This is a genomic window from Pseudomonas neuropathica, from assembly GCF_015461835.1.
Taxonomy (GTDB): domain Bacteria; phylum Pseudomonadota; class Gammaproteobacteria; order Pseudomonadales; family Pseudomonadaceae; genus Aquipseudomonas; species Aquipseudomonas neuropathica.
The window spans coordinates 74,240-98,786 of sequence record NZ_JACOPX010000016.1; the positions used below are offsets into that span (position 1 = coordinate 74,240).

Sequence of the window (24,547 nt, forward strand, 5' to 3'; positions counted from 1 at the left end):
CATATAGCTGGCTAATGTTTCTATCCAATATATTGTTCGACCTGTTTGATAGCTTTAACGACCTAATGGGGTTTCCATGGAATTGCGTCATCTGCGCTACTTCATCGCCGTCGCCGAGGAACTGCACTTCGGCCGCGCGGCACAGGTGCTGGGCATCTCGCAGCCGCCGCTGAGCCAGCAGATTCAGGCGCTGGAGCAAGAGGTTGGTGCGCGGTTGTTCGAGCGCACCAATCGTCGTGTTGAGCTGAGTGAGGCCGGACGGTTGTTTCTGGAGGAGGCGCGGTTGGTGTTGGCGCAGGTTGATAAAGCGGCGGACGTCGCCCGGCGTGCGCAACTCGGTGAATTGGGCGAGTTGAAGATTGGTTTCACCTCGTCGGCGCCGTTCAACTCGACCATTCCGCAGGCGATCTTTTCCTTTCGTCAGCGTTTTCCGGCGGTGCACCTTAACCTTCGCGAGATGAGTAGTACGCAGGTTGCCGAGGGCCTGGTGGACGAGTCGATCGAGGTCGGCATCATGCGCCCGCTGGGTTTGCCCGATTCGCTGAGTGTGGTCGAGTTGATGCGCGAGCCGCTGGTCGCCGTGCTCGGCTCCAAGCATCCGCTGGCCCAGGGATCGGAGGAGGGCTTGTTCCTCTCGGCGCTGGCGCTGGAGCCGTTCGTGTTCTTTCCGCGCAGCTACGGCAGCGGGCTGTATGCGCAATTGCTGAGTCTGGCGCGCGATGCCGGGTTCAGCCCGCACTTTGCCCAAGAAGCCGGGGAGGCGATGACCATCATCGGTCTGGTCGCAGCGGGGCTGGGGGTTTCAGTGCTGCCGGCGTCCTATCAGCGGATGCGCATCGACGGCGTGGTCTATCGCCCGTTGCTCGATCCGGAGGCGGTGTCGGCGGTGTGGCTGGTGCAGCGCAAGGATCAGAAATCGCCGATGGCCAAGGCATTTGTCGACCTGCTTACGCGCAAGGTCGAGTCTGCTTAAAAGATCGCAGCCTTCGGCAGCTCCTACAGGGAGACCCGAATTCCATAGTAGGAGCTGCCGAAGGCTGCGATCTTTTGATCTTGCCGTTAGGGCAACCGCACCAAATCCCCCTTCAGCGCCACCCGCGTGACAAATATCCCCGCCCGGCACTCGTACGTATTCAAATCCTTGCGCACATGCTGGTCGTAGTAACTGACGATATTCACCACCGCATTCGCCCCGACTCGCTTGGCATCGGCCTGCAACTTGATCAGATTCGACTGCAACACCCACTCGCAGGAGTTGTGGTCACTCTTGTTGAAGCCATTGGTCTTCAAATCACTGACCACCCCTCGGCGCAGCAACTGCTGCGTGCCCTGCGGCCCATTGCCGAGCAGATAGAACTTCACACTGCCATCCAGCCGTCCGGCGCGAAGCGCATCCGACAGCACGGTTTCGAAGGGCATGTACATCAGATTGGTAGCATGGCTGGCGCTGGGCAGTAGCGCGAAAAGCGCAGCGGCGATCAGGGCTTTCACTTGCATGGTCATCTCCTTGACGTAGCGATGAACATTCGCTGATTCAAAGAGTGTAGACACCGTACATCTGCTACAGAGAAAACAGTGTGGAGTATGTGTAGCTCAAAGGCTACACTTCGGCGATGACTGAGATTCTTCGAAGTTCCACATTTTCCAGCTGGCTTTTAAAGTTGGCTGATAGTCGCGCCAGGATGCATATTCAGGTGCGAATTGATCGTATGGCTGACGGAAATTTTGGCGATGTCAAAGCTATCTGTGAAGGGCTCAGCGAAGTCAGAATTGACTATGGCCCCGGATATCGAGTCTATTTCATGCAACAAGGTCGGCAAGTGGTCATCCTCCTTTGCGGCGGAGACAAGAGCAGCCAACTCCGAGACATCAAGCAAGCCAGGCTCATCGCGGAGTCCTGGCAGGAGCAAAACCCATGACCGAAAAATTCACTCGTTGGGACTCAGTCGAGTACCTCAAGACAGAAGAGGACATGGCTAACTATCTGGACGCCTGCATGGAGGAGGCTGGAGATGACCCGGCTTTTATCGCCAAGGCACTTGGCACCATAGCGAGAGCGCGAGGCATGACTCAGGTCGCACGTGACGCAGGGTTGTCCCGAGAGAGCCTCTACCGCGCACTATCAGGTGAAGGAAACCCCGAGTTCGGAACAATCCTGAAAGTGGTGAAGGCGTTAGGATTGAAGTTACACGCCAGTACTTGATCCGGGCTGAATGACAAAGGGCGCCGAATGGCGCCCTTTGTCGTTTCTACAATCCCATCAATCCACGTGCGCCAGATCCCCGCGCAACGCCACGCTCGACACCACCAGACCGGCACGGCACTGGAATTTTTCGGTGTCTTTGTACAGGTCACGCTGGTCGACGCTGGCGATGTTGATCACGGCGTTGGCGTCGGCTTTTTTCGCAGCGTTCTGCAGGGTTGCCAGCGCCGATTGCAGGGCCCAGAAGCAGGCGTCTTCGTCGGATTTGTTCGAGCCGTTGGTCTTGCGGCTGCTGCTCACGGTGTCGAGTTTACGTACTTGCTTGGGCAGGGTTTCGCCGGCCAGGTAGAACTTCACGCTGCCGTCGAGCAGGCCGGCGTCGGTGGCGCGTTTAACGCCTTCACGGAAGCTCAGGTAAGTCGGCTCGTCGGCGCCCTGTTTGATGATGCCCAAGCTGTTGACGGCTTCGATGTCCGGGTTGATCGACAGCTCTTTGAGCACGTTGTCGCGCAGGCGGTTGACCCAGCGGTTGTAGTTGCCGTGGATCTTGCCGTCCTTGGCGTCGAGGCCGTAGCTGCTCCGGTAGTCGATTTCGAACGAGGTCGGGGTGAACGGAATATCGACTTCGGCGTGATGGCGACCGCGTACGGTGATCGCCGCTTTGATCATGCCCGGACGCACCGATTGCACGACCCACTGGCGATCGTTCAGCGCAGTGACGATGGCGCGGCTCATCTGTTGCTGGGTGAAACCGAGGTTGGGCGAGAACTCTTCCTTGGCGTTGTAAACCGGTTTGCTGGTGCAACCGCCGAGCACAAAAGCCAGTGCCAACAGAGCGGCGATGCGGTGAAACTGAGTCATTCCCTTCACTCCAAACGTGTTGCGGTCAGTGCCAGCGGCGGAAAATCAACGAGGTGTTGACGCCACCAAAAGCGAAATTGTTGTTCATCACGTAGTCGTGATGCATCTGGCGGAATTCGCCGCGCAGGTAATCGAGCTTGCCGCAGTGCGGATCGACCTCGTCGAGGTTGAACGTGTGCACGTACAGGTCGCGGTTCATCATCTCGATGCTGAACCACGACTCCAGCGCGCCGCAGGCGCCGAGGGTGTGGCCGAGGAAACTCTTCTGCGAGCTGATCGGCATGCGTTCACCAAACAAACTGCTGGTCGCCAGTGTTTCGGCAATGTCGCCCTGTTCTGTAGCGGTGCCGTGGCCATTTACATAACCGATGGCCTCCGGCGTCAGGCCGGCGTCTTCCAGCGCCAGTTCCATGGCACGGCGCATGGTCACTTGTTCCGGGCGTGTGGTGTGCTGGCCGTCGGCGTTGCTACCGAAACCGACGATCTCGGCGTGGATATGCGCACCGCGCGCCAGAGCATGTTCCAGCTCCTCAAGGACCAGCATACCGCCGCCTTCACCGATCACCAGACCATCGCGGCCCTTGTCGTACGGGCGTGGACTGGTCTGCGGCGCATCGTTTTTCAGGCTGGTGGCGTAGAGTGCGTCGAAGACCATGGCTTCGGTCGGGCACAACTCTTCGGCGCCGCCGGCGAGCATCAACGGCAGGCGGCCGAACTTGATCGCCTCGTAGGCGTAACCGATGCCCTGGCTGCCGCTGGTACAGGCGCTGGACGTCGGGATCAAACGACCGGTGAGGCCAAAGAAGATGCTGATGTTGGCGGCGGTGGTGTGCGGCATCATCCGCACGTAGGAGTTGGCGTTGAGGCCTTCGGCGACAGAGTTGAGCAGCATGTTGCCGAACGCTTTGATCTCGTCGGTGCTGCCGGTGGACGAACCACAGGCGACGCCCATGCGCCCATCCTTGATCGATTCATCGCCTAGCAGACCGGCGTCAGCCAGGGCTTTTTCTGCTGCGCCGACTGCCAGTCGCGACACCCGGCCCATGCTGCGCAATTGCTTGCGCGTCCAGTGCGCAGGCACTGCAAAGTCATCGATCGGCCCGGCCAGGCGCGTGTTGAGTTCGCTGAAACGATCCCACTCGTCCATCCGGCGAATGCCGCTGCGATTGGCCGCGAAGTTGCCGGCGATGGTCTCCCAGTCGCTGCCCAGCGAGGTGATGCCGGCCATGCCGGTGACGACGACGCGCTTCATCAGCACAAGCCTCCGTTGACCGCCAGCACCTGGCGGGTGATGTACGAGGCTTCCGCCGACATCAGGAAATTCACCGCACTGGCCACCTCTTCCGGGGTGCCCATGCGTTGCGCGGGGATCATTTTCATCAATTCTTCCACCGGCACGTTTTCATCCAGCATCGCCGTGTCGATCAGGCCCGGTGCGACGCAGTTAACCGTAATTTTGCGCTTGCCCAGCTCGATCGCCAACGCCTTTGCCGCGCCGATCACGCCGGCCTTGGAGGCGCTGTAGTTGACCTGGCCGCGGTTGCCGATCAGCCCCGACACTGAGGTGATGCAGACAATGCGACCAGCGGCACGGCGGCGGATCATCGGCATCATCACCGGGTGCAGGACGTTGTAGAAACCGTCGAGGTTAGTGCGCAACACCACGTCCCAATCGTCATCGCTCAACGCAGGGAACGCGCCGTCGCGGGTCAGCCCAGCATTCAATACCACGCCGTAATAGGCGCCGTAGGTTTCGACGTCGGCTTCCAGAATGGTTTTGCAGGTTTCGCGATCGGCAACGTCGAATTGCAGGATCCGCGCCTTGCGGCCCAGCGCTTCGACTTCAGCCTGAACGGCTTGTGCTTCGGCCATGCCGCTGCGGCAATGCAGGACGATATCGTGCCCGGCCTGCGCCAGACGCAAGGCAATGGCGCGGCCGATGCCACGGCTGGAGCCGGTGACCAGTACGGATTCAGTCATCGTTCGACTCCTGTGTCTGTTGCAGATATTGAGTGGCTTCGGGCGGGCGGAACACGTTCAGCCGCGCGCTGGCATGAATGCCGGCGCCGTTGATATGGCATTCGAAGACGCCCATGCCGTTGTCATCTTCCAGCGAGCGCAGGCCATGGATGGTCAGTTCGCTGCCGGCGGGAAACGCTTCGACGTTGCACTCGAACTTGCGCGTACCGAGCAGAAAGCCCAGCTCCACCGGATTGCCTTTCTGCCGCGCGTGGCAACCGGCAAATGCGGCGACGCTCTGCGCCATCAGTTCGATGCCGACCCAGGCCGGCAGGCTGCCGTCGGGCAGGTTGAACAGGCCATCAGGCTGGACCGTGAGACGGGTGTAGATCTGCTCATCGTCAAAACTTGTGATGCTGTCGATCAGAATCATGTCGCCCGCATGGGGCAGCAGTTCGGCGAGCGGCCAGGGGATCATGGGGCGTCTCCGATAATCAGGCTGACGTTGTTGCCGCCGAAGGCAAACGAGTTGCTCATCAGGTAGCGGGGTGCAATGGACGTCAGGCGCTCGCTCGCGGTCACCCACTTCAGCGGTGGCAGCGCGGGATCGGCCTGTGCGTCCCAGACGTGCGGCGGCAAGGCGTGATCGGAGTTGTCGGCGCTCAAGCTCAGCCAGCAGAACGCCGCTTCCAGAGCACCGGCCGCGCCAAGGGTGTGGCCGGTCATCGGTTTGGTCGACGAGCACGCGACGCCTTCGGGAAACAGCGCGGCAACCGCCAGGCTTTCCATGGCGTCGTTGTGTTGGGTAGCGGTGCCGTGCAGGTTCAGGTAGTTGATCTGCGCTGCTTGCAGATGAGCGCGGCTCAAGGCTTTCTGCATCGCTTGCAGGGCGCCGCGCCCGGTGGGTTCAGGGGCGGAAATATGATGGGCGTCGGAGCTTGCACCGGCGCCGAGCAAGGCAATGGCCGGGCCGTCGCCCTGTTGTTTGCTCATGACAAACAGCACAGCTGCTTCGCCGATATTGATGCCGCTGCGGTTGGCCGAGAACGGATTGCAGCGCTCGTCGGACATCGCTTCGAGTGACGAGAAACCGTTGAGGGTCAGTTTGCACAGGCTGTCGACGCCGCCGCACAGCACCGCGTCGCACAGGCCCAGATCGAGCAAACGCTGAGCGCTCATCAGTGCCCGGGCGCTGGAGGTGCATGCCGTGGAAATCACATAGGCCGGGCCGCTCAGTTGCAGCCAGTCGGCGAGGAAATTGGCCGGGGCGCCGAGTTCCTGTTGACGATAATCGTATTCCGCCGGGAACTGCTGCTCGCGGATGTAGTGCGCCAGACCTCGACTGGCCTCGTCGATGCCCGAAGTGCTGGTGCCGAGGACCACCCCGATGCGCTCACGGCCGAAGGTCTGGATCGCTTGATCGATGTCATCGCGAATCTGCAACGCCGCTTCCAGTAGCAGCTGATTGTTGCGGCTGCGCTGATCGGCGAGTTCTGCCGGGATCGGCGCCAGTTCGCCCTGGACGGCAGCGACGGGCAACTCACGCTCCGCCACCCAGCCGGACTCGCGGCGCATGCCCGAGCAGTCGCCGGCGAACAGGTTGCGCGCGACGGCTTGTTTGTCGCGGCCCAGCGCGCAGATCACGCCGAGGGCATTCAGGTAAGCGGTCATGGCGTCGGTTCACCCAACGGAGAAACGCGGTAGTGCGGGCCTTGAGGCAGGTTCAATTCGAAGCTCAACGGTTGTGAATAACGGATATCCCAACGCGCCGACAGGGCGCGTTGCTGGCCCTGTTGCAGTGCGGCGGGGTAATTGCGCAGCAGCTCGCCGGACGGGGTCAGGGCGAACAACAGCGCAGCAAACAATTCCCGGGCTTCCGGGTTCGGCGGCAGCAACCCATCGGCCTGCCAGTGGCCGTCGATCAGTTGCTGCCGCGCTTGGGGAATGCCCAGCGGGTCCATCATCGACCAGCGAATGCCCGGGCCTTCGCGCTGGATCACCAGCAACCAGTCCTGGCGTTGTTCGGCTTGTTGGCGTTCGATGTGCAGTTGCAGAGGCAGCGGGAGTGTTGGATTGCCCGCAGGCAACGGCGCCTGGCTGGCGCAGGCGCTCAACAGAAGCATCACGCCGACCACAAAAAGTCGCCAAACCGCGGACACTGTAGGAGTGAGCCTGCTCGCGATAGCGGTCGCACATTCAAAATACAGGTTGGCTGACCCACCGCTATCGCGAGCAGGCTCACTCCTACAAGGATTTGTGTACATCAGGAAACCTCTGCCAACGGCTTGCGCGCGACAACGTTCACCAACGTCTCTTCTCGCTCACCAAACGGCTTCGGCTTGCGCAACCCGAACCGTTCCAGCAAGCCAAAATCTTTCGACCGGCTCCACCACAAATACGGGTAGGAAACATTGCCTTCGCCAAATTCGAAACCCTGCCCGCGAATCATCTGCAGATACTGCGCCGCACTCTTTTGCACGTGCATCGGATGACGGAACAACCAACGGATCACCCATGTATCAATGTAAGCCTCGGTGGATTCGGCGAACAGCAGATAGCCACCCGGTTTCAGCACTCGATAAAACTCGGCCAGGGCTTTTTCCTGCTCGACCAGATGATGGAACGTCTGATGGCAGAACAGCAGATCGACACTGGCGTCCGCCACATTGAGCGTCGCGCAGTCACTGCCGATCAGTTCCACCTCCAGATCCAGACGCGCCGCTTCTTCTCCGCTCAATTCAAGGCTGTGCGGGTCGGCATCAACGCCGATCAGGCGCTGTGGCGCAAAGGTCTGGCGCAGATGACCGAACGACTTGCCCTGGCCACAACCGGCGTCCAGCAGTACCGGGTTTTGCGGCAGTGCTTCACTGAACAAACCGCGCAAATCATTGATCGCCACCCGCAACACATGGTGCTGCCAGGTGTGGCTGCGCAGGAACCAGAAACCGAAGCGGGTTTCCTCGACGTAGCTGTCGCTCAAGTAGTTCATGTGGCGTCCTTTGCACAGAGTTCGGAAATCATCTTCAAGCGGCGGCGGGCTTCGCTGACGAACGGGTTGCGCTCATCCCAGGCGTAGCCGGCGAGGATCGAACAGATCATCCGACGGATTTCCGCCTGGCTGTCTTCATAAAAAATCACGTCCTGGAAAGTCCCGGCGTACCAGCCCTCGACGTAGCAGCGAAAGGTGTCGACGCCGCGCTTGAGTGGCTCGGCAAACTCGCCTTGCCAATCGACTGTTTCACCTTGCAACTGACGGTGCAAAACCGCTGCCGCCATGCTCGCCGAGCGCATGGCGATGGTCACGCCGGAGGAAAACACCGGGTCGAGAAATTCTGCCGCGTTGCCGAGCAAGGCAAAGCCCGGCCCGTGCAGGGTTTTCACGTTGGCGGCGTAACCGCCGAGCGTGCGTGCGGGGGTGTCCCACACAGCATTGTTCAGAACGCCGGCAAGGCTCGGGGTTTCGGTGATGAAGCTGCGCAGACAGGCATCCAGATCGCTGTCGCGACCCTTGAAATGTTCCTCGGCGGCGACCACGCCCACCGAGCAGCGTCCATTACTGAACGGGATCGTCCAGAACCAGACATCACGATGCTCCGGATGGGTGGTGACGAGGATTTTCTCGCGGTCGAACGCCGGGTTGTCAATGTGATCTTCGACGTGGGTGAACACCGCTTGGCGCACCGGGAAGTTCGACGGCGCTTCCAGATCCAGCAGTCGCGACAGCACACGACCGTAGCCGCTGGCATCGAGGACGAAATCCGCTTCGAGGCGATAGTCGCTGCCGTCCTCGCGACGCACATTCAGCTGCGGTTTCGTCCGGTCGAAATCGACGCTGACGATGGCGTCACCGTAGCGGATTTCCACGCCCTGCAACGCCGCTTGATCAGCCAGCAGTTTGTCGAAGTCGGCGCGTTGCACCTGGAAGGTGGTCGGTTTGCCGCCGGTAAAGGTGTCACCGAAATCGAAGGCGCTGTAACGCTCGCCCCAGGCGAATGCGGCACCGGTCTTGCGCTGGAAGCCCTCAGCGTTGACGGCATCGAGCATGCCGGCTTCTTCAACGAAATCCAGACAATGGCTGAGCAGGCTTTCACCGATCGAAAAGCGCGGAAAGTGCTGGCGCTCGATCACCAGTACATCGTGGCCCTTGCGCTTGAGCAGCGCGGCGGCGATGGCGCCGGACGGACCGGCGCCGATGATCACGACCTGACGGGATTCCATTTCAACGATTGGCACGTGAGCTCCGGGGCAAAGGATGTTGCAGATTCAAAGGTGCGCGATGCAGGCCGATCAGGGCCGGTAGCAGCGTCGCAATCAGGCCCATCAGCATCAGCGCGAAGTACAGCGCCGGGGTGATCAGCTGTTGTTGCAAGAGCAGATTGAGAAAGACGATTTCGCTCAGGCCGCGAATATTCAGCAGCACACTTTCGCGCCAGCGGCTTGCCCCCTCGAACGAAGCGCCGGCCCAGCCGAGGCCGAGCCAGTTGCCGAGCAGTTTACTGGCAATCGGCAACAGCAACAGCGCCGCCCATTGCAGCGGACCAAGGCTGGAGAGGGCACTGTGCACGTCGATCTGCACGATGCCGAAAGTCAGAATCAGCGGGATCGCCAGCCACGTCTGCAAACGGCTCATCCAGCGCGCCGGCAATGGCAGCACCAGCGGCACTTTCAGCGCGGCCATGCATAGCAGGTAGCCGATGCCGAAGATCAGTGCGTTGAGTTTGTAGTGCTCGGCCATTACCAACAGCGCAAAGAAACCGAGGCTGTAGGTCAGCGGTCGACGCGCACGCAACAGCTGCAACAGTAACGGCACAAGGGCGAGAGCCAGCGGCAGCAGCAGACTGCTCAGATGCAGACTGCCCTGGGCGAGGCCGAACAGCGTCCAGCAGGTCAGATCGATGAGGATCGCGGTCTGCACCAACCGGCGAGTGGCGGCGGGCGGATAATCGATGTGGCGCAGATACAGGTACAGCACCGGGATCGCGGTAATCGCGAACACCAGACCGATGGCCAGCGAGTTGAGCCACGGTTGCGCCGGCAGCAGCCAATAGGCAGCGGCCAGGCCACAGGCAAACGGCACGAGGAAACTCGGCACGGCGATTTTCACGCTCTGGCGATCGAGTTTCAGATCGATCACATCACTGAGGATATGCCCGAGCAGCAGGGCAAAACTCAGGCTGTAGAGGTTTTTCAGCCAGTCAGGCGCAATCAGTTGCGCGCCGCTGAGCTGCCAGCCCGGCTCGATCCAGAAGTACATCAGCAGCGGTAAGCCGAAGCTCGCCAGCAGCAATTGGCTGACGATCGGGATCAGGCCGAAGTGGCGCCCGATGCGCGTGGCCACGGCGAACAACGCCAGGGCCAGTAGCCAGAAAGCGGCGACCATCATGCCGCTGGCTCCGCGACGGCTGCCGTGTGTTCGTGGCGCCCGGCCCACGGTGCGAGCATGAAACTGAACGCCAGACCGAGGCTCACCGACAGCCCGAAGTTGCTCACCGCCGGGGTGCTGGAAACCGCCAGCAAACCGAACGACAGCCATGTCGTCACAGCCGCGAGCAACGTGCCGAGCAGGCTCACCGCCGCACCGCCGACCTGTTCGCGCATGAGAATCGCGTAGTCGACGCTGATCGCTGTGACCAGCAGCAGGCCGAACAGGCTGAACAGGGTCAGCGGCTGACCGAGCCAGCCGAGACTGGCGAGGCTGCACAACGCGGCGAGCAACGGCAGGGCAACGATGCGCAACGCACCGCCGAGACCGAACGGCAGCATCAGCACCAGCACGATCAACGCGCAAGAAGCGAGTTTCAGTTCAGCGGCGCTGATCTGCGTCGCGGCGAATACCTCGTTCAACTCACCGAGGCGATCGACCAGCGTCACCCCCGGCAAATCCAGTGCCTGCACGCGCAACAGTGCCGGGTTGTTCAGGCCTTGCAGGCTGGTCATTGCCGCTACGCCGTCTTCGCTGGGGCCGAGCCAGAGCGTGCGATAAGGCTCACCGAGCGGGCCGGCCAGTGCCGCGTCGATGTCTTCGGCGGGCACGGTCTGCAATTGCTGTAGTTCGGTTTGCAGCGCGGCGAGCGGCACGCCGAGGTCGAGCAGTGGCTGCCAGTATTGCGGCAGTTTGTTCAGCGCCTGACGTACCTGTTCTTGCTGGTTCGGTGGGCTGAGCAGTCGATCGAGGGCCAGATAGCCTTGCAGCTTGTCGAGGTTGACCAGTTGCTGCAGACGCTCGCTCAGCGCGGCCTGACGCTCGAGCAATTGCTGCTGATTGTCGGCGCGCACGAGGAAAAACTGGCTGGTCGGCTGATAGCCGGTGATGCGCGCGATGGTCTGCGCTTCGTCGGTCAGCTGTTGCGGTGCGCCGACCCATTGGCGAATGTCATTCTTGCTTTGCAGTTGTACTAGACCGCCCACGCAGAAAGCGATCAGCAGCGCCAGCAACACCGGCGTGCGCACGTGCTCGAGCAGTTTTTCACGCAGCGCAACCATGCGCTCGGCCAGCTGCAGCGGCCATTGCGCGGGGCGCAGTTCGACGTTATTCAGCAACGCCGGCAACAGGCACACCGCCGACAAATAGGCGCCGAGCAAGCCAGCGGCAGAGAACACCGCGATTTGCGTCAGCGCCGGGAACGGCGTCCACGCCAGTGCCAGATAACCGATGGCGCTGGTGATCAGGCTCAGGGTCAGCCCGGACAGCGTCAAACGCAACGCCGGCCAACTGCGCCAAGGCTTCAGGCTCCAGCTCTTCGACAAATAGTGCAGCGGGTAATCCACGGCCACGCCGATCAGGCTGGAGCCGAGCACCAGCGTCATCACGTGCATATGGCCGAACAGCGCCACACACGCCACCGCGCCGAACAGCATGCCGACCAGCACCGGCACGAACGCCAGCAACACGCGCCAGCGGCGGAAAGCGAGCAACAGCAGCAAGAGAATGCCGACCGTGGCACCGCCGCCGACCCAGGTCATTTCGCGCGCGGCTTGCTGCTGACCGTTGGCCGCGTAGAGCAAGCCGCTGGCGGCCAGCAATTGCACGTCGGATTTCGCCGCCTGCTCGCGACTGGCTTGCAGCAGTGCCGCGACTTGCAGCGGCAGGTTCATATCGAAAGCATTGCCGGTGGTGCGTGCACGCAGCAGCACCCAGCTCTTGCCGTCGGCATCGGCGATCAACGCACCGCTGCCGATGTCCAGTTGCACCGAGCCGTGCTGTGGTTGGCTGTTCTGGATGCGCCCGGTCAGGCCCAGCCAGTCATCCTGACTCGGCACCAGACTGAAACCGCTGAACGGATCGAACAGGGCCTGCACGCGTTGTTGAATGAATGCGTCGGGGTGTTCGATCAGCAGTTGCCGGTCGTCCTCCGAGAGCATCGCCAGTCGACCCTGCAGCAGTTGCGTGCGCAGCGCTGGCAGATCCGCCTGCAGGTTCCACTGCACTTTCTCGAACAGACCGCTGGCCTGCCACTGCTCGCCCAGCGTCTGCGCCATGGCCACCGCTTGCTGGCGATCGGCGTGGCCGACCAGCACCAGCATTTCGCGGTTGAGCGGCTCCTGCATGCGCTGCTCGGCGCGCTGTTCGAGGGCGTCGGGGTGGGTGCCGGGCACCAGTTCCATCAGGTTCGCCGACAATGGCGCACCGTCACGCCACTGCCAACCGGCCAGAGCGACGACCGCCAGCAGCAGAATCAGAAACAGCCAGGGCAGCCTGCGTTCACTCGGCAAAGTCATGTTGCTCCGCGTCGTTCAACGGTTGGCCAGCGGTGCTGTCCTGCATACGCAGCACGGTGCTGTCGCCCTGGGTTTCCAGCAGTTCGATGGTTTGCACCAGCGTGCCGCCGTCGATATTGATCTGATTGAACACTTGCTTGAGCAGCAGCGAGCGCGGGGTCAGCGTGAGTTTCCACTGCTGTGCATCGCCGCTCAGGGCCAGTTCGAAATCGCGTTGCAGGCCACTGCTGTCGCCTTGCAGCACGGCGAGGAACAAACGGTTCTGCTCGGCCCCGGCGCTCTTGTTCGGCAGCAGTTGCCAGCCGTTGCCGTCACGCCGGGCGATGCCCTTGGCGGTGATGCGATAGTCCTGTTGCAGCGGGGTCTTCAGCAGCCAGAGCAGGCCGTGGTTTTTCGCCAGAACAAAACTGCCCTTGCTGATCAGCGGCTGCGGTAATGCACGCAGGTGTTTTTCCTGAATGAACTGACCGTGGATCACGTCCGGTTTCGCCAGTTGCTCGCTCAGTTGTTGCAAGTCGAAGGCGTTGGCCAGAGAGGACATCACCAGTAGCGCCAGTACGCTCAAGCCTTTAACAAAAGCATTCATCGCAGCATCCTTTCCACGGCATCGGTGAAGACCTTCGGCGAAGCCAGTTGCATCTCGCGGCTGCTGACTTCCACTGCCACTTGCACCGAGCTGGCGCGAGTCAGGCGTTCGCCGCTGTGCAGGTCGGTGATCAGGTAATTGATCTTCAGACGGTTTTCCCATTCGACCAGACTGGCGCGCACATTCAGGCGCTGACCGAACACCGCGCCGCGCACATAGCGCAATTGCAGGTCGATGATCGGCCAGGCGAACCCTGACTCGACCATGTGCGTGTAGTTGTGGCCGATCTTGTCGAGCAGCGCGCAACGCGCCACTTCCAGATACTTGACGTAATGGCCGTGCCAGACGACGTGCATGGTGTCGACGTCGAAAAACGGTACGAGGATTTCGGTGTCGGCGTGAAGCACTCCGGCGCTACGCATGCAGCCTCCAGTGTTGTGCGGCGATGCGTTGCAGGCACAGACGCAGCTCGCCTTCCAGGGCGCGGTCTTCGATCACCGGCGGGAAGTCCTTGGCCAGTTCTGCGTGCATCGCCGCCAGCGACGGCGGCAACGGTCGCGCGTCTTCGGCCTGAGCGCGCAGCCACACGCCTTGGTTGGCGGCGAGCAGGGTGGCGGCGGCGACTTGTTCGGTCAGCTCCAGCACGCGGATCGCGTCGCGGGCGGCGATGGTGCCCATGCTGACTTTGTCCTGGTTGTGGCACTCGGTGGAGCGCGAGAACACACTGGCCGGCATGGTGTTTTTCAATGCTTCGGCGGTCCACGCGCTGGTGCCGATCTGCACGGCTTTGAAGCCATGGTTGATCATTGCCCGGTCCGCCGGAGCACCGGAGAGGTTGCTCGGCAGGCCGTGGTTGTAGCGTTCGTCGACCAGCAGCGCAAGTTGCCGATCCAGCAGGTCAGCAACGTTGGCCACCAGGTTTTTCAGGCTGTCCATGGCGAACGCGATATGCCCGCCGTAGAAGTGCCCACCGTGCAGCACGCGCTCGGCTTCGGCGTCGATGATCGGGTTGTCGTTGGCGCTGTTCAGTTCGGTTTCGATGAATGAACGCAGCCAGTTCAGGCTGTCGGCCAACACGCCGAGCACGTGCGGGGCGCAGCGCAGCGAGTAGCGATCCTGCAAGCGATGCAGTGGCGCGGTCGGCGCGTCGATCGCCAGATCCTTGCGCAGCCACGCGGCAACCTGCATTTGCCCCGGATGCGGTTTGGCGGCGAACAGACGTTCGTCGAAGTGCTCCGGATTGCCTTGCAGCGCGACCACGTTAAGCGCGGTGATGCGCGTGGCCAGTTGCAACAGATAGTCGGCACGGGCGAAAGCGAGGCAGGCGAGACCGGTCATTACGGCGGTGCCGTTCATCAGCGCCAGCGCTTCTTTCGGGCGCAGTACCAGCGGTGTCCAGCCGAGTTCACGATGCACATCGGCAGACTGGCGGCGTTCGCCACGGAACATCACTTCACGCTCGCCGGAAAGTGTCGCGGCAACGTAGGACAGCGGCGTCAGATCGCCACTGGCGCCGACCGAACCTTCCTCAGGGATAAGCGGCAGGATGTCGTATTCGAGGAACGCGTGCAGACGCTCCAGCAATTCCACGCGCACCCCGGAGACGCCGTGACACAACGACTGCAAACGCGCCGCCAACACCGCGCGGGTGGCTTGCGCGTCGAGCAGTTTACCCAGCCCGCAACCATGGAAGGTGTAGAGGTGACGCGGCAGCGCCTCGACGTGATGCAGCGGCACCGCGACCACGCAGGAGTCGCCGTAACCGGTGGTGACGCCATAGATCACGCCTTCCTTGTCCAGCAGCGAATCGAGGAACCGCGCGCCCTTGGCGATGCGCTCGCGATAGTCGGCGTCGCTTTGCAACTGCACGGGCGCCTGACGGTTGGCCAGGGCCAGCACGTCTTCGATGCGCAAAGGGCGTTCGCCGAAGGTTACCGGCTCATGGGTTGGCGTCGTCATCGGTCTTCCAGAAAGGGTAAAAGTTGAACCATTGTTGCGGCGCTTCGAGGCAATAGTGACTCAGGCGCTGCGCATAGCGGGTGGCCCACTGATGAATGACCTGCTCGCGCTCGCTGCGCTTCCACACCACGGCGTCGGCGAAGGGCTCGAGAGTCAGGCGATAGTGTCCGTCCGGTTGCTTGAGGCACATCAGCAGATTGACCGGGCATTTGAGCAGGCCGGCGAGCAGCCACGGGCCTTGCGGGAACGGCGCCGGGTGGCCGAGAAAGTCCACGGTTACGCTGCGCCCGCCGTGCAGCGGCACGCGGTCGCCGGCAATCGCCAGCCACTCACCGCGCTCCAAGCGTTCGTGCAGTTGCAGCATGATCACCGGGTCCAGTTCGCTGACTTGAATCAGGCGCAGATTGGTCGCCCCGGCCTCGCCCAGCAAACGGTTGAATTGCTCGGCGTGCTTGGTGTGCACCAGCACGTTCATGGTGACCTTTTCGCCGATCTCCGCCAGTGCGCGACAGACTTCCAGATTGCCCAGGTGCGCACCGACCAGCAGTTGTCCGCGACTGCCGCGCAGCTGATTGCGCAGCAGCGCCGGGTCGATGATTTCGATCTGTTCGATGCGCAACTTGCCATTCCACACATCGAGCTTGTCGAGCATCGAATCGGCGAACGCCATGAACTGACCGAACACCCGCCAATGAGTGGGGCGTAAATCTTCGCGCTGACTCCACGCCGCCAAACGCTGCTGGTATTGCCAGGCGCTGCGCCGTGCGGTGCGGCCAAACAGGAAAAAGTACAGGACGATGCCGTACAGCAACGGACTGAGCAGGCGTCGGCCAAGGACCTTGGCGGCGAACGCGGTGAATTTCATCAACAGAAAGCTGCCGCGTTCTTCGCGGTCGGCCCAGTGCTGCTTGTCGGCTTCGCCGCTCATGCGCGCCACCGCCGCCAGAGGATCACCGGGAAGCGCAGCAACATGCCGAGAAACAGCCGTGTGTGCATGCTGGAAATCAGTGCGTTGTCGTGGAACAGACGGAAGTGCGACACACCGTCCAGTGGATAATGCACGCTGGTTTGCAGCCAGCGCATCGGCTGATTGCGCCACGACAGACGCACGAGAATGTCCGAGTCGAAATCCATGCGCTTGCCGACTTTTGCCGAGTCGATCACCGCCAGCGTCGGGGCCAGCGGATAGACGCGAAACCCACACATCGAATCGCGGATCTGCAGCGACAGCGTGTTGATCCAGACCATGACATGAGTCAGGTAGCGCGCGTACAAACGACCTTTCGGCACGCTCTCGTCGAACAGCGGAAAACCGCAGATCATCGCCTCGGGATGGGCGCGGGATTCATCGACGAAACGGGCGACATCGTGCAAATCGTGTTGCCCGTCGGCATCGACCTGCAGCGCATGGCTGAAACCCAATAGTGAGGCTTCGCGCAAACCGGTCATCACCGCGCCGCCCTTGCCCTGATTCGCGGTCAGGCGTACCAGATGCACGTTGTCGCGCTCGGCCAGTGCGTCGAGCACTCTGGCGCAAGATGGCGTGCTGGCGTCGTCCACCAGAATGCACGGCAGACCTTGCGCGAGCAGAGCCTCGACCACGGTGCCGATCGCAGTTTCGTGGTTATAAACCGGGATCACGGCACAAGGATTATGCATACGTTTTCTCCACTGGAAGACCGCGATCCCTGTAGGAGTGAGCCTGCTCGCGATTGAGTGCGCAGCACTCACCAAGGTCAACCATGCTCTACACCCAAAAGAATCCGCCCACTGGAACAGGTCGCCGTGTCATTGCGATAAGCGAAATACAATTTGCCGCGCTCAGGATCAAAGCGCAGGTGCAGCTGAATTTCATCCCCAGGCCGCACCAATTGCTGGAACTTCAGCACTTCCATCCCGGCAAACGGACCGCTCAGGTTGAGCAATTGGCGACCGAGGTTCAGTGCCCATTCCACCTGCACCACGCCGGGCAGGACCGGGGCTTTGGGGAAGTGGCCGCTGAAATAGGCCAGGTCCGGTGGCACGCTCAGTTGCAGGCTCCACTCGCCAGTGGTCTCGACTTGTTCCAGCACTTCGGGCGCTTTCGCTCGCGGGGCCATCAGCAGCGCTTCGATATCGGCCTGCGGCAGTTTGCCTTGGCTGTTCAACGGTAATTGCCGCACCAGCCGCCAACGTCGCGGTAAAGCCAGGGCTTCACAGTGTTGGCGCAAATGCTGGCGCAGGGTTTCGGTCAGGCTGCGGCGACCGTGCTCACGCAAGGCAAACAGGCCGGCCTCGCTGAGCACCAGTAGAGCACCGAGAGAGGCGCGATTTTCCTGGACCACGCCCAAGCGCGCTTCGGCGACCCAGTCGTGGGCAACCAAGGCTTGCTCAAGCATGGGCAGCGAGATGCGTTTTTCTTCCAGTTTGACGATCCGGTCCAGCCGTCCGAGCAGTTCGAAGCGGCCATCGGTGCCGATGCGCGCGGCGTCAGCGCTGTGCTCGACGTGCCCGGCAGGCAAGTAAGGTGAGGCGATCAGCAGGGCGCCGTCGCTGTCCTGGCTCAGTTGGACGCCGGCGAACGGTTGCCACAGTTGTTCGCCCTGACGCCAGGCGATACCGCCGGTTTCCGAGCTGCCGAGGATTTCCGTCGGCCATTGCTGCAAGCGTTGCTGCAGACTTTGCGCAGCTTCGACCGGCAACGCACCGCCGGAGGAAAACACCCGGCGCACGGCGCTCAGGGCCGGCCAGTCGAGGTTGTCGCCCATACGTTTGAGCAACGCCGGGCTGGCCACCCACGCAAAGGCTGGATGTTCACGGCTGGCACGCTGCAAGTCTTCGGGGAACGCCAGTTGCTTGCGCACAAACGGGCGCCCGGCACACAGCGGCCACAGCACGCGAAACAGCAAACCGTAAATATGCTGGGTGGCGACGCTGCCGATGATGCAGGCCTCACCGAGATCCGCGCCCCACAACTGTTCCAGTGCTTCGACCTCGTTGGCCAGTTGGCGCAGGGTTTTGTCGATGCGCTTCGGCTCGCCGCTGGAGCCGGACGTGCACAGACTCAGGCGGCACTGGTCGAGGTCCAGTGCGGCACCGGCTAGCGGCGGCTGCTGAACGTCGCTCAGTTGCGCGTCATCGGTTTGATCCGTCAGCCACAGATCGACCTCAGCCGACCAGCGCTGGCGGGTTTGCGCTTGCAGGTCCGATGGCAGCAGAACACTCACGCCTGCACGCCATGCACCCAGCAAAGCGATGGCCAGTTCGGCAGCATCTTCCAGGTGCACAGCCAGGCGCTTCACGCTCTGAGCTTGCAGGCCGGCGGCAACGCTCAGGGCCTGTTCGCACAGCTGCGCGTGATCGAGGGCCGGTGCGTGGCTGATCACTCGCGCCGGCACAGGCTTGAGCAACAACTGCTCAAGTTTTATCCAGTTCATGTACGGCCTCTTACCCGTTGTCGTATCAGCCATTCAATGGCAAACATCAGGCCGATCAATCCATAGGAGATCAGGCCGGTGTACAACATCCACCAATTCAGCGGCGCCCACAGGGTCAGCAGGGCGGCGCATAAACCGTTGCAGAAGAAAAACACGCTCCAGGCCACGGTGACCTTGCGCGTATAGCGGATCGCGATGTCCGGCAGCTCTGGCTCACGCAAGCGCGCCAGGCGCTCGACCATCGGCGGGCCGTATTTCAGGCTCAGGCTGAACAGCACCAGCATGAAACCGCTGATCAGCACCGGGTACCAACGCAGCAACAGCGGGCTGTCGAACAGCGCCAGCAGCAGGCAAAAGGCGATGGCCACGCCGGCCATCCACAGGCTGCCTGGCTTGCGCTCGCCGGTCAGTGCCCGCGCCAGCCACAGGCTGCCCAGCAGCAGACCGAACTGCCAGGGGGCAAAATGCTCCATGCCGAAATACACCGCAAAGGGGTACAGCAGACCGGCCAGCAGCAGGCCCAGGCCGATCAATCGGCTCATGCGGCCGGTTGAACCAGACGGTAGACCGCCTCGACCACGTCGCCGACCGTGCGCACCGATTTGAATTCTTCGGCGGCGATTTTCTTGCCGGTCTGGCGTTTGATGTGATCGATCAGATCGACCGCGTCGATGCTGTCGATTTCCAGATCCTGATACAGGTTGGAGTCCAGGCTCACACGGGCCGGATCCAGTTCGAACAGCTCGACCAAGGCATCGCGCAGGGTGTTGAAAATATCGTCACGAGTTTGCATGGTCCGGTCTCAAGCTGCCTGTTTTGCCGTGACGAACGCCGCAAGGCTGGCCACGTTGGTGAAATGGTTACGGGTGTCTTTGGCGTCGGCATCGATCTTGATGCCGTATTTTTTCTGGATGGCCAGACCCAGTTCCAGCGCGTCGACGGAATCCAGGCCCAGGCCTTCGCCGAACAGCGTTTGTTCGTCGCCGATGTCGTCGACGCTGATGTCTTCGAGGCCGAGGGCGTCGATGATCAGCAGTTTGATGTCACGCACCAGGCTAGGGGTGTTCAGATCGCTCATCTTCGGCGAGCTCCTTAATAAAATATGAGTGCAAATAATCGTTGAGCTTGCGCGAGGCTTGCGGTGCAGGGCCTTGTGCGGCGAAGGCTTGTGGGTCTATATCGGCCCCAACGCGAAAACTGAAGTGCACGCGGCGGCTGGGGATCCGGTACCAGGGTTCGGCTTTGGTCAATGTCGTCGGGCTGACCTTGATGATCACCGGCGTGAGGGTTTTCGCACCGCGCAGGGCAATCGCCGCAGCGCCCCGATGAAAGGCCGGCGCCTGCCCCGGCTGGGTGCGCGTGCCTTCGGGAAAAATGATCAGGGTCTGGCCGTTTTGCAGGGATTGGGCGGCGGCATCGAGCATGTCCATGCTGCCGTCGTTGCTGATGTATTCGGTGCGGCGCAGCGGGCCACGGGTGAAGGGGTTTTCCCACAGGCTTTTCTTCACCACGCAATTGGCCTGGCGCACCAGACCGATGAGGAACACCACGTCGATCAGCGACGGGTGGTTGGCGATGATCATCTGCCCGGGGCGACCGAGACGCTCGGCGCCTTGAATGTCATAGGTCAGGACTCCAGTGCGGGCCATGAACCGGACGAAAAACCAGAATAGCCGGCTGACGGTCTGCCGCGCGCGTTGGCGATGCACAACGGCGTCACCGGGCAGGCAAGCCAATAGCGGAAACACCAGCACACGCAGGCACAGCCCGCCTAGCCCGAACAGGGCGAAGCTTGCGGCGGTGGCCAGCAGGCGCCAGTAGTAGGCATCGCGGTTTTTTTCGGTCACGGGTTGCGTTGCCAGGTCCATACACGATTTTTCCAGGCATGTTGGCAATGGGTTTGCTGGCCGAGCAGGGTTTGCAACAGGTTGAGCGCGTGGGGCCAGTGCGCTTTTGACCGTGTTTTTGTGGTGCTGTTCAGGGTCAGCCGCCAGTCGGTACCGGGGGTGAGCAAAAGACCGAGTGCATAGGGAAACGGCACGTCATCGATCCACGCCGAATAGGCTTCGGGCGGTTGTTCTTCGGTGATCACCAGCAGCACTGCCGGAGCGCCTTCGTTGAGCAGCGCCGCCGCTTCGAGCATGCCGTGCTCAAGGCCGTCGCCGGCCGCGGCGAGGGCGGTCATTTCGCTGGTTTCGCCACGCATGATCGACCACAGACCGATGATCGCGTTGTGTACGGACAGGCTGAACTGGGTCGGCGACAGCGGCTGTTCGGTCGCCAGATCACTGAGGATGTCGTAAGTCCGTGGGGTTTCACCGTGGCGCGAGACGAACACCAGCGGCAGGCTGTCCCGCCCGTCGGCCAGGGGCCAGCCAACGCTGAACGCCATGCGTGCCAGACGACTGAGGCGGCGGCGCTGCATGGCCGGTAAAAACGACACATCGGGCGCGGCATCACTGCGCTGGAGTACGACCGGTTGTCGGCTCCAGGCCTGCCAGGCGTCCACGCTGTCGAGGCCAGGGGCCCACGCGCGCCATTGGGCGATGTTGAAGTTGATCACGGACATTCATCCCGCCCCTGCAGGCTTTTGTTGACGCATTGAATCGCCAAAGCCGCAGCAGGCTTGACGTGGCGCTTGGCGCCGGGTGGCGCGCATTATCCCGGTGCGACGAGTGTGTAGCAAATGCTGGTTACATTTTGCGCAACGAAATGTACCGAGTGGTTCGCAAGAAAACTGTCACTTGGCCATTATCCAGATCGTGAGCGGCTTGTCTGTCGGGAATCTCGGCGATCAATGGCGGCGATTGCCCTATCTGTCCGCGGATATTTGCACCTGACTTTGTAGTCCGTGTCCGTGAAGGTAGCGAAGCGAGGTCGAGCGCATCTACACTCGGTCATTCTTTGATACACGGAGGTTTGGTCATGCGGCGCGTGGTGTTCAATCAGAAAGGTGGCGTAGGCAAGTCGAGCATTGCCTGCAATCTGGCGGCCGTCAGCGCCAGCGAGGGTTATCGCACGCTGTTGGTCGATCTCGATGCCCAGGCCAACTCCACTCAGTATCTGACCGGGCTCACCGGCGACGACATTCCGATGGGTATTGCCGACTTCTTCAAGCAAACCCTGTCTTCCGGGCCGTTCTCGAAGAAGAATCAGGCGGACATCTACGAAACGCCGTTCGACAACCTGCACATCATCACCGCGACGGCCGAGCTGGCCGACTTGCAGCCCAAGCTTGAGGCCAAGCACAAGATCAACAAACTGCGTAAGTTGCTCGATGAGTTGTCCGAGGATTACGACCGCATCTATCTCGATACGCCGCCAGCGCTGAATTTTTATGCGGTATCGGCGCTGATTGCCGCTGATCGCGTGCTGATTCCTTTTGATTGCGACAGTTTCTCGCGCCAGGCCCTGTATGGGCTGATTGCTGAAATCGAAGAATTGAAGGATGACCACAACGAAGGTCTGGAAGTCGAAGGCATCGTGGTCAACCAGTTCCAGGCCCGGGCGAGCCTGCCGCAACAGATTCTCGATGAATTGATTGCCGAAGGTCTACCGGTGCTGCCGGTGTACCTGACCAGTTCGGTGCGTATGCGCGAATCACACCAGGCCAGCATGCCGCTGATCCACCTTGACCCGCGCCACAAGCTGACCCAGCAGTTCGTCGAACTGCATAACTTGCTCGAAGATCACTGATTCCCTGAGCTCCGCAAATCCACTGTAGGAGTGAGCCTGCTCGCGATAGCGGTGTGTCAGTCAAATCGATGTCGACTGGACGGACGCCATCGCGAGCAGGCTCACTCCTACAATTGGATTTGTGTTGGCTCAGATACCCTGGCTACGCAGCCACGCCATCAGCTGCGGCAACGGAAACGCGCCACTCTGCCGCGCCACTTCCTTTCCGTTCCTGAAAAGAATCAGGCTCGGAATCGAGCGAATCCCCAACTGCGCCGACAACTGCTGATTGGCCTCGCTATCAAGCTTGGCCAAGCGGCACTTGCCGGCCAGCTGCGCCGCCGCCTGCTCGAACACCGGCGCAAACGACTTGCACGGCCCACACCACTCCGCCCAGACATCCACCAACAGCGGCAGATCGCCTTTGATCTGGCTGGAGTAATCACCTTGCTTGAGTTCGAACGGTTTGCTCAACAATACGGGGGATTTGCAGCGCCCGCACTTGGGCTGATCCGCAAGGCGCTCGGCGGGGATGCGGTTGAGGCCGTTGCAGGAGGGGCAGGGGATGAGGAGTGGGGTGGTCATATTCGGCTCGTTGGCGTTCAGCGTTTCGTACGACTTATCTGGAGCCGTACGAACTGTTTATCAAGATGAGGCGTTGGCACTCAGGAAGAACAACTGATCTCCAAATGCTTGCCCCACTCCGGCGGCCGCTCCGCATAAGCCTCCATCCCCGGCTGCTCTTCAAACGGTTTGCTCAACACCGCGTGCAGCCGGCGTACCTCTGAGTAATCGCCTTGCTCAGCCGCATCGATGGCTTTTTGCGCCAGGTAATTGCGCAGGATGTATAGCGGATTGACCGCATGCATGCGGGTGCGGCGCTTTATCTGATCGCCATCGCCATCGCCATCGCCATCGCGGGCGACTCGGGCGACGTAGCGTTCACCCCAGGCATCGAAGCCTTGGATGTCGACGAAGTCATCACGTAGGCGGGCGACGGTCTGTTCGGCCGATTCTTCACCGAGTCGGCGGAAGAACAGCGTGTAATCAACGCCGCTGTTCTGCATCAGTTGCAGCAGGTTTTCCAGCAGCTTCTGGTCATCGTCCTCGGCCGTGGTGAAACCGAGGCGGCGGCGCATCAGGTCGAGGTAATGCGCCTGAAACATAGGCAAGTACAGGCCGAGGCTTTCGCGCAGGGCTTCGACGCTGATGAACGGCGTCAATGCCTGCGCCAGCGCGCTGAGGTTCCACTGGCCGACCGGCACTTGATTGCTGAACGAGTAGCGCCCCTGATCATCCGAGTGGTTGCAGATGAAGTTGGCGTCGAAATCGTCAAGGAAGGCGAACGGGCCGAAGTCGAAGGTGATGCCAAGGATCGACATGTTGTCGGTGTTCATCACGCCGTGGCAGAAACCATAGGCCTGCCACTTGGCGATCAGTTCGGCGTTGCGCTCGACGATTTCGCGGAACATCGCCAGATAAGGCTCCGGCTGCTCCAGACATTCAGGGAAGTGCATCGCCAGAACGTGCTCGCCGAGCTGCTTTTGCTGCTCGGGGCGCTTGGTGTAATAGAAATATTCGAAATGGCCGAAGCGGATGTGGCTCGGCGCCAGACGCAGGACCATCGCCGCGCGTTCCTGCTTTTCGCGCCAGACCGGGGTGTCGGAGCCAATCACGCAGGCTGCCCGCGAGGACGGAATGTTCAGCGCGTACAACGCTTCGGAGGCGAGGAATTCACGGATCGACGAACGGAGTACCGCTCGGCCATCGCCCATGCGCGAAAACGGCGTCTGCCCGGCGCCCTTCAGGTGCAGGTCCCAATGCTCGCCGGCCGCGTTGTATACCTCGCCCAACAATAAACCACGGCCATCGCCCAGTTGCGGCGTGTAGCCGCCGAACTGATGCCCGGAATAGACCATCGCCCGCGGTTCGGCATCGGCCCACAGCTTGTGGCCGCCAAACAGTTCGGCAAATTCGTTGGTTTCGGCAGTCGCCGGGTCGAGATCCAGCAAGGCCAGCGCCGCCGGGCTGGCGACGACCAGACGCGGATTGTCGATCGGCTCGGGCAGCACGTGGGCGGAGAACGCGTCGCCCAGGCGGGCGAAGCGATTGTCGAAGGTCAGTTCGTCGAGGGCTTTCAAGGGCCGGCTCCAGCAGAATGTCCGAGCA

At 61.6% G+C, this 24,547-nt stretch carries 28 protein-coding genes; 4 read left to right on the top strand and 24 right to left on the bottom strand.

All coding sequences use genetic code 11. The features are described from left to right. Positions 1–76: 76 nt before the first annotated feature. On the top strand, positions 77–973 hold the full coding sequence (locus H8F23_RS22630) for a LysR family transcriptional regulator (RefSeq protein WP_034152950.1): 897 nt from the start codon (positions 77–79) through the stop codon (positions 971–973). A gap of 86 nt (positions 974–1,059) precedes the next feature. Here H8F23_RS22630 and H8F23_RS22635 read toward each other — a convergent pair whose 3' ends face one another. After that, complete coding sequence (locus H8F23_RS22635; RefSeq protein ID WP_194935826.1) at positions 1,060–1,497, bottom strand: excinuclease; 438 nt, start codon at positions 1,495–1,497, stop codon at positions 1,060–1,062. Positions 1,498–1,613: 116 nt separating this feature from the next. Between H8F23_RS22635 and H8F23_RS22640 the strand changes: the two genes are divergently transcribed. Beyond that, positions 1,614–1,919 (top strand): type II toxin-antitoxin system RelE/ParE family toxin, encoded by a 306-nt coding sequence (locus tag H8F23_RS22640; RefSeq protein WP_194935827.1) that lies wholly within the window; start codon positions 1,614–1,616, stop codon positions 1,917–1,919. Continuing rightward, the gene (locus H8F23_RS22645) at positions 1,916–2,203 is read left to right on the top strand and encodes an addiction module antidote protein (RefSeq protein WP_194935828.1); all 288 of its coding nucleotides are present in this window, start codon (positions 1,916–1,918) and stop codon (positions 2,201–2,203) included. The genes H8F23_RS22640 and H8F23_RS22645 overlap by 4 nt, the downstream gene beginning before the upstream one ends. A 57-nt stretch (positions 2,204–2,260) precedes the next feature. Here the strand turns inward: H8F23_RS22645 and H8F23_RS22650 are convergent, their stop codons facing one another. The 21 genes from H8F23_RS22650 to H8F23_RS22750 form a co-directional block, all read right to left on the bottom strand. Then, positions 2,261–3,064, bottom strand: a complete 804-nt coding sequence (locus H8F23_RS22650) for a hypothetical protein (protein WP_093430088.1) — start codon at positions 3,062–3,064, stop codon at positions 2,261–2,263. Positions 3,065–3,089: 25 nt separating this feature from the next. Further along, complete coding sequence (locus H8F23_RS22655) at positions 3,090–4,316, bottom strand: beta-ketoacyl-ACP synthase (protein ID WP_194935829.1); 1,227 nt, start codon at positions 4,314–4,316, stop codon at positions 3,090–3,092. Continuing rightward, positions 4,316–5,044: a 3-oxoacyl-ACP reductase FabG gene (fabG, locus tag H8F23_RS22660; protein ID WP_194935830.1), complete on the bottom strand. Its 729-nt coding sequence runs from the start codon at positions 5,042–5,044 to the stop codon at positions 4,316–4,318. Before fabG ends, H8F23_RS22655 begins: the two co-directional genes overlap by 1 nt. Next, the gene (locus H8F23_RS22665) at positions 5,037–5,501 is read right to left on the bottom strand and encodes a hotdog family protein (RefSeq protein ID WP_194935831.1); all 465 of its coding nucleotides are present in this window, start codon (positions 5,499–5,501) and stop codon (positions 5,037–5,039) included. The genes fabG and H8F23_RS22665 overlap by 8 nt, the downstream gene beginning before the upstream one ends. Continuing rightward, positions 5,498–6,694 (bottom strand): beta-ketoacyl-[acyl-carrier-protein] synthase family protein, encoded by a 1,197-nt coding sequence (locus H8F23_RS22670; RefSeq protein WP_194935832.1) that lies wholly within the window; start codon positions 6,692–6,694, stop codon positions 5,498–5,500. Before H8F23_RS22670 ends, H8F23_RS22665 begins: the two co-directional genes overlap by 4 nt. After that, positions 6,691–7,146 carry a hypothetical protein gene (locus H8F23_RS22675; RefSeq protein ID WP_194935833.1) on the bottom strand — a complete coding sequence of 152 codons (456 nt, stop codon included), beginning with the start codon at positions 7,144–7,146 and terminating at the stop codon, positions 6,691–6,693. Before H8F23_RS22675 ends, H8F23_RS22670 begins: the two co-directional genes overlap by 4 nt. A gap of 140 nt (positions 7,147–7,286) precedes the next feature. Further along, positions 7,287–8,012 carry a class I SAM-dependent methyltransferase gene (locus tag H8F23_RS22680; RefSeq protein ID WP_194935834.1) on the bottom strand — a complete coding sequence of 242 codons (726 nt, stop codon included), beginning with the start codon at positions 8,010–8,012 and terminating at the stop codon, positions 7,287–7,289. Further along, positions 8,009–9,256 carry an NAD(P)/FAD-dependent oxidoreductase gene (locus H8F23_RS22685; RefSeq protein ID WP_194935835.1) on the bottom strand — a complete coding sequence of 416 codons (1,248 nt, stop codon included), beginning with the start codon at positions 9,254–9,256 and terminating at the stop codon, positions 8,009–8,011. Before H8F23_RS22685 ends, H8F23_RS22680 begins: the two co-directional genes overlap by 4 nt. Then, entirely contained in the window at positions 9,243–10,406 is a 1,164-nt protein-coding gene (locus H8F23_RS22690; RefSeq protein ID WP_194935836.1) for a cation:proton antiporter, read from the bottom strand. Before H8F23_RS22690 ends, H8F23_RS22685 begins: the two co-directional genes overlap by 14 nt. Next, on the bottom strand, positions 10,403–12,742 hold the full coding sequence (locus H8F23_RS22695; RefSeq protein ID WP_194935837.1) for an MMPL family transporter: 2,340 nt from the start codon (positions 12,740–12,742) through the stop codon (positions 10,403–10,405). The genes H8F23_RS22690 and H8F23_RS22695 overlap by 4 nt, the downstream gene beginning before the upstream one ends. Further along, positions 12,726–13,328, bottom strand: a complete 603-nt coding sequence (locus H8F23_RS22700; RefSeq protein ID WP_099757791.1) for an outer membrane lipoprotein carrier protein LolA — start codon at positions 13,326–13,328, stop codon at positions 12,726–12,728. Before H8F23_RS22700 ends, H8F23_RS22695 begins: the two co-directional genes overlap by 17 nt. Then, positions 13,325–13,750: an acyl-CoA thioesterase gene (locus tag H8F23_RS22705; RefSeq protein ID WP_016983876.1), complete on the bottom strand. Its 426-nt coding sequence runs from the start codon at positions 13,748–13,750 to the stop codon at positions 13,325–13,327. Before H8F23_RS22705 ends, H8F23_RS22700 begins: the two co-directional genes overlap by 4 nt. Beyond that, positions 13,743–15,287: an HAL/PAL/TAL family ammonia-lyase gene (locus tag H8F23_RS22710; protein WP_180698671.1), complete on the bottom strand. Its 1,545-nt coding sequence runs from the start codon at positions 15,285–15,287 to the stop codon at positions 13,743–13,745. Before H8F23_RS22710 ends, H8F23_RS22705 begins: the two co-directional genes overlap by 8 nt. After that, positions 15,268–16,215, bottom strand: a complete 948-nt coding sequence (locus H8F23_RS22715; protein ID WP_194935838.1) for an LpxL/LpxP family acyltransferase — start codon at positions 16,213–16,215, stop codon at positions 15,268–15,270. Before H8F23_RS22715 ends, H8F23_RS22710 begins: the two co-directional genes overlap by 20 nt. Beyond that, positions 16,212–16,946 carry a glycosyltransferase family 2 protein gene (locus H8F23_RS22720; RefSeq protein WP_194935839.1) on the bottom strand — a complete coding sequence of 245 codons (735 nt, stop codon included), beginning with the start codon at positions 16,944–16,946 and terminating at the stop codon, positions 16,212–16,214. Before H8F23_RS22720 ends, H8F23_RS22715 begins: the two co-directional genes overlap by 4 nt. A 77-nt stretch (positions 16,947–17,023) precedes the next feature. Further along, a complete protein-coding gene (locus tag H8F23_RS22725) occupies positions 17,024–18,703 on the bottom strand; it encodes an acyl-CoA synthetase family protein (RefSeq protein ID WP_194935840.1) in 1,680 nt (559 codons plus the stop codon). Further along, entirely contained in the window at positions 18,700–19,245 is a 546-nt protein-coding gene (locus H8F23_RS22730) for a COG4648 family protein (RefSeq protein WP_141127289.1), read from the bottom strand. The genes H8F23_RS22725 and H8F23_RS22730 overlap by 4 nt, the downstream gene beginning before the upstream one ends. Beyond that, positions 19,242–19,496 carry an acyl carrier protein gene (locus H8F23_RS22735; RefSeq protein WP_064388843.1) on the bottom strand — a complete coding sequence of 85 codons (255 nt, stop codon included), beginning with the start codon at positions 19,494–19,496 and terminating at the stop codon, positions 19,242–19,244. Before H8F23_RS22735 ends, H8F23_RS22730 begins: the two co-directional genes overlap by 4 nt. 9 nt (positions 19,497–19,505) lie before the next feature. Next, positions 19,506–19,781: a phosphopantetheine-binding protein gene (locus H8F23_RS22740; RefSeq protein ID WP_194935841.1), complete on the bottom strand. Its 276-nt coding sequence runs from the start codon at positions 19,779–19,781 to the stop codon at positions 19,506–19,508. Then, entirely contained in the window at positions 19,759–20,571 is an 813-nt protein-coding gene (locus H8F23_RS22745) for a lysophospholipid acyltransferase family protein (protein ID WP_194935842.1), read from the bottom strand. The genes H8F23_RS22740 and H8F23_RS22745 overlap by 23 nt, the downstream gene beginning before the upstream one ends. Continuing rightward, on the bottom strand, positions 20,547–21,272 hold the full coding sequence (locus H8F23_RS22750; RefSeq protein WP_194935843.1) for a beta-ketoacyl synthase chain length factor: 726 nt from the start codon (positions 21,270–21,272) through the stop codon (positions 20,547–20,549). Before H8F23_RS22750 ends, H8F23_RS22745 begins: the two co-directional genes overlap by 25 nt. Positions 21,273–21,628: 356 nt before the next feature. On the opposite strand from H8F23_RS22750, the gene H8F23_RS22755 reads away from it, so the two are divergent. Continuing rightward, the gene (locus tag H8F23_RS22755) at positions 21,629–22,399 is read left to right on the top strand and encodes a ParA family protein (protein WP_034152927.1); all 771 of its coding nucleotides are present in this window, start codon (positions 21,629–21,631) and stop codon (positions 22,397–22,399) included. 129 nt (positions 22,400–22,528) lie between these two features. Here the strand turns inward: H8F23_RS22755 and trxC are convergent, their stop codons facing one another. Both trxC and selO read right to left on the bottom strand, forming a co-directional pair. After that, complete coding sequence (gene trxC / locus H8F23_RS22760) at positions 22,529–22,963, bottom strand: thioredoxin TrxC (protein WP_194935844.1); 435 nt, start codon at positions 22,961–22,963, stop codon at positions 22,529–22,531. An 80-nt stretch (positions 22,964–23,043) separates the two neighbouring features. Further along, positions 23,044–24,519: a protein adenylyltransferase SelO gene (gene selO / locus H8F23_RS22765; protein WP_194935845.1), complete on the bottom strand. Its 1,476-nt coding sequence runs from the start codon at positions 24,517–24,519 to the stop codon at positions 23,044–23,046. Positions 24,520–24,547: the final 28 nt, after the last annotated feature.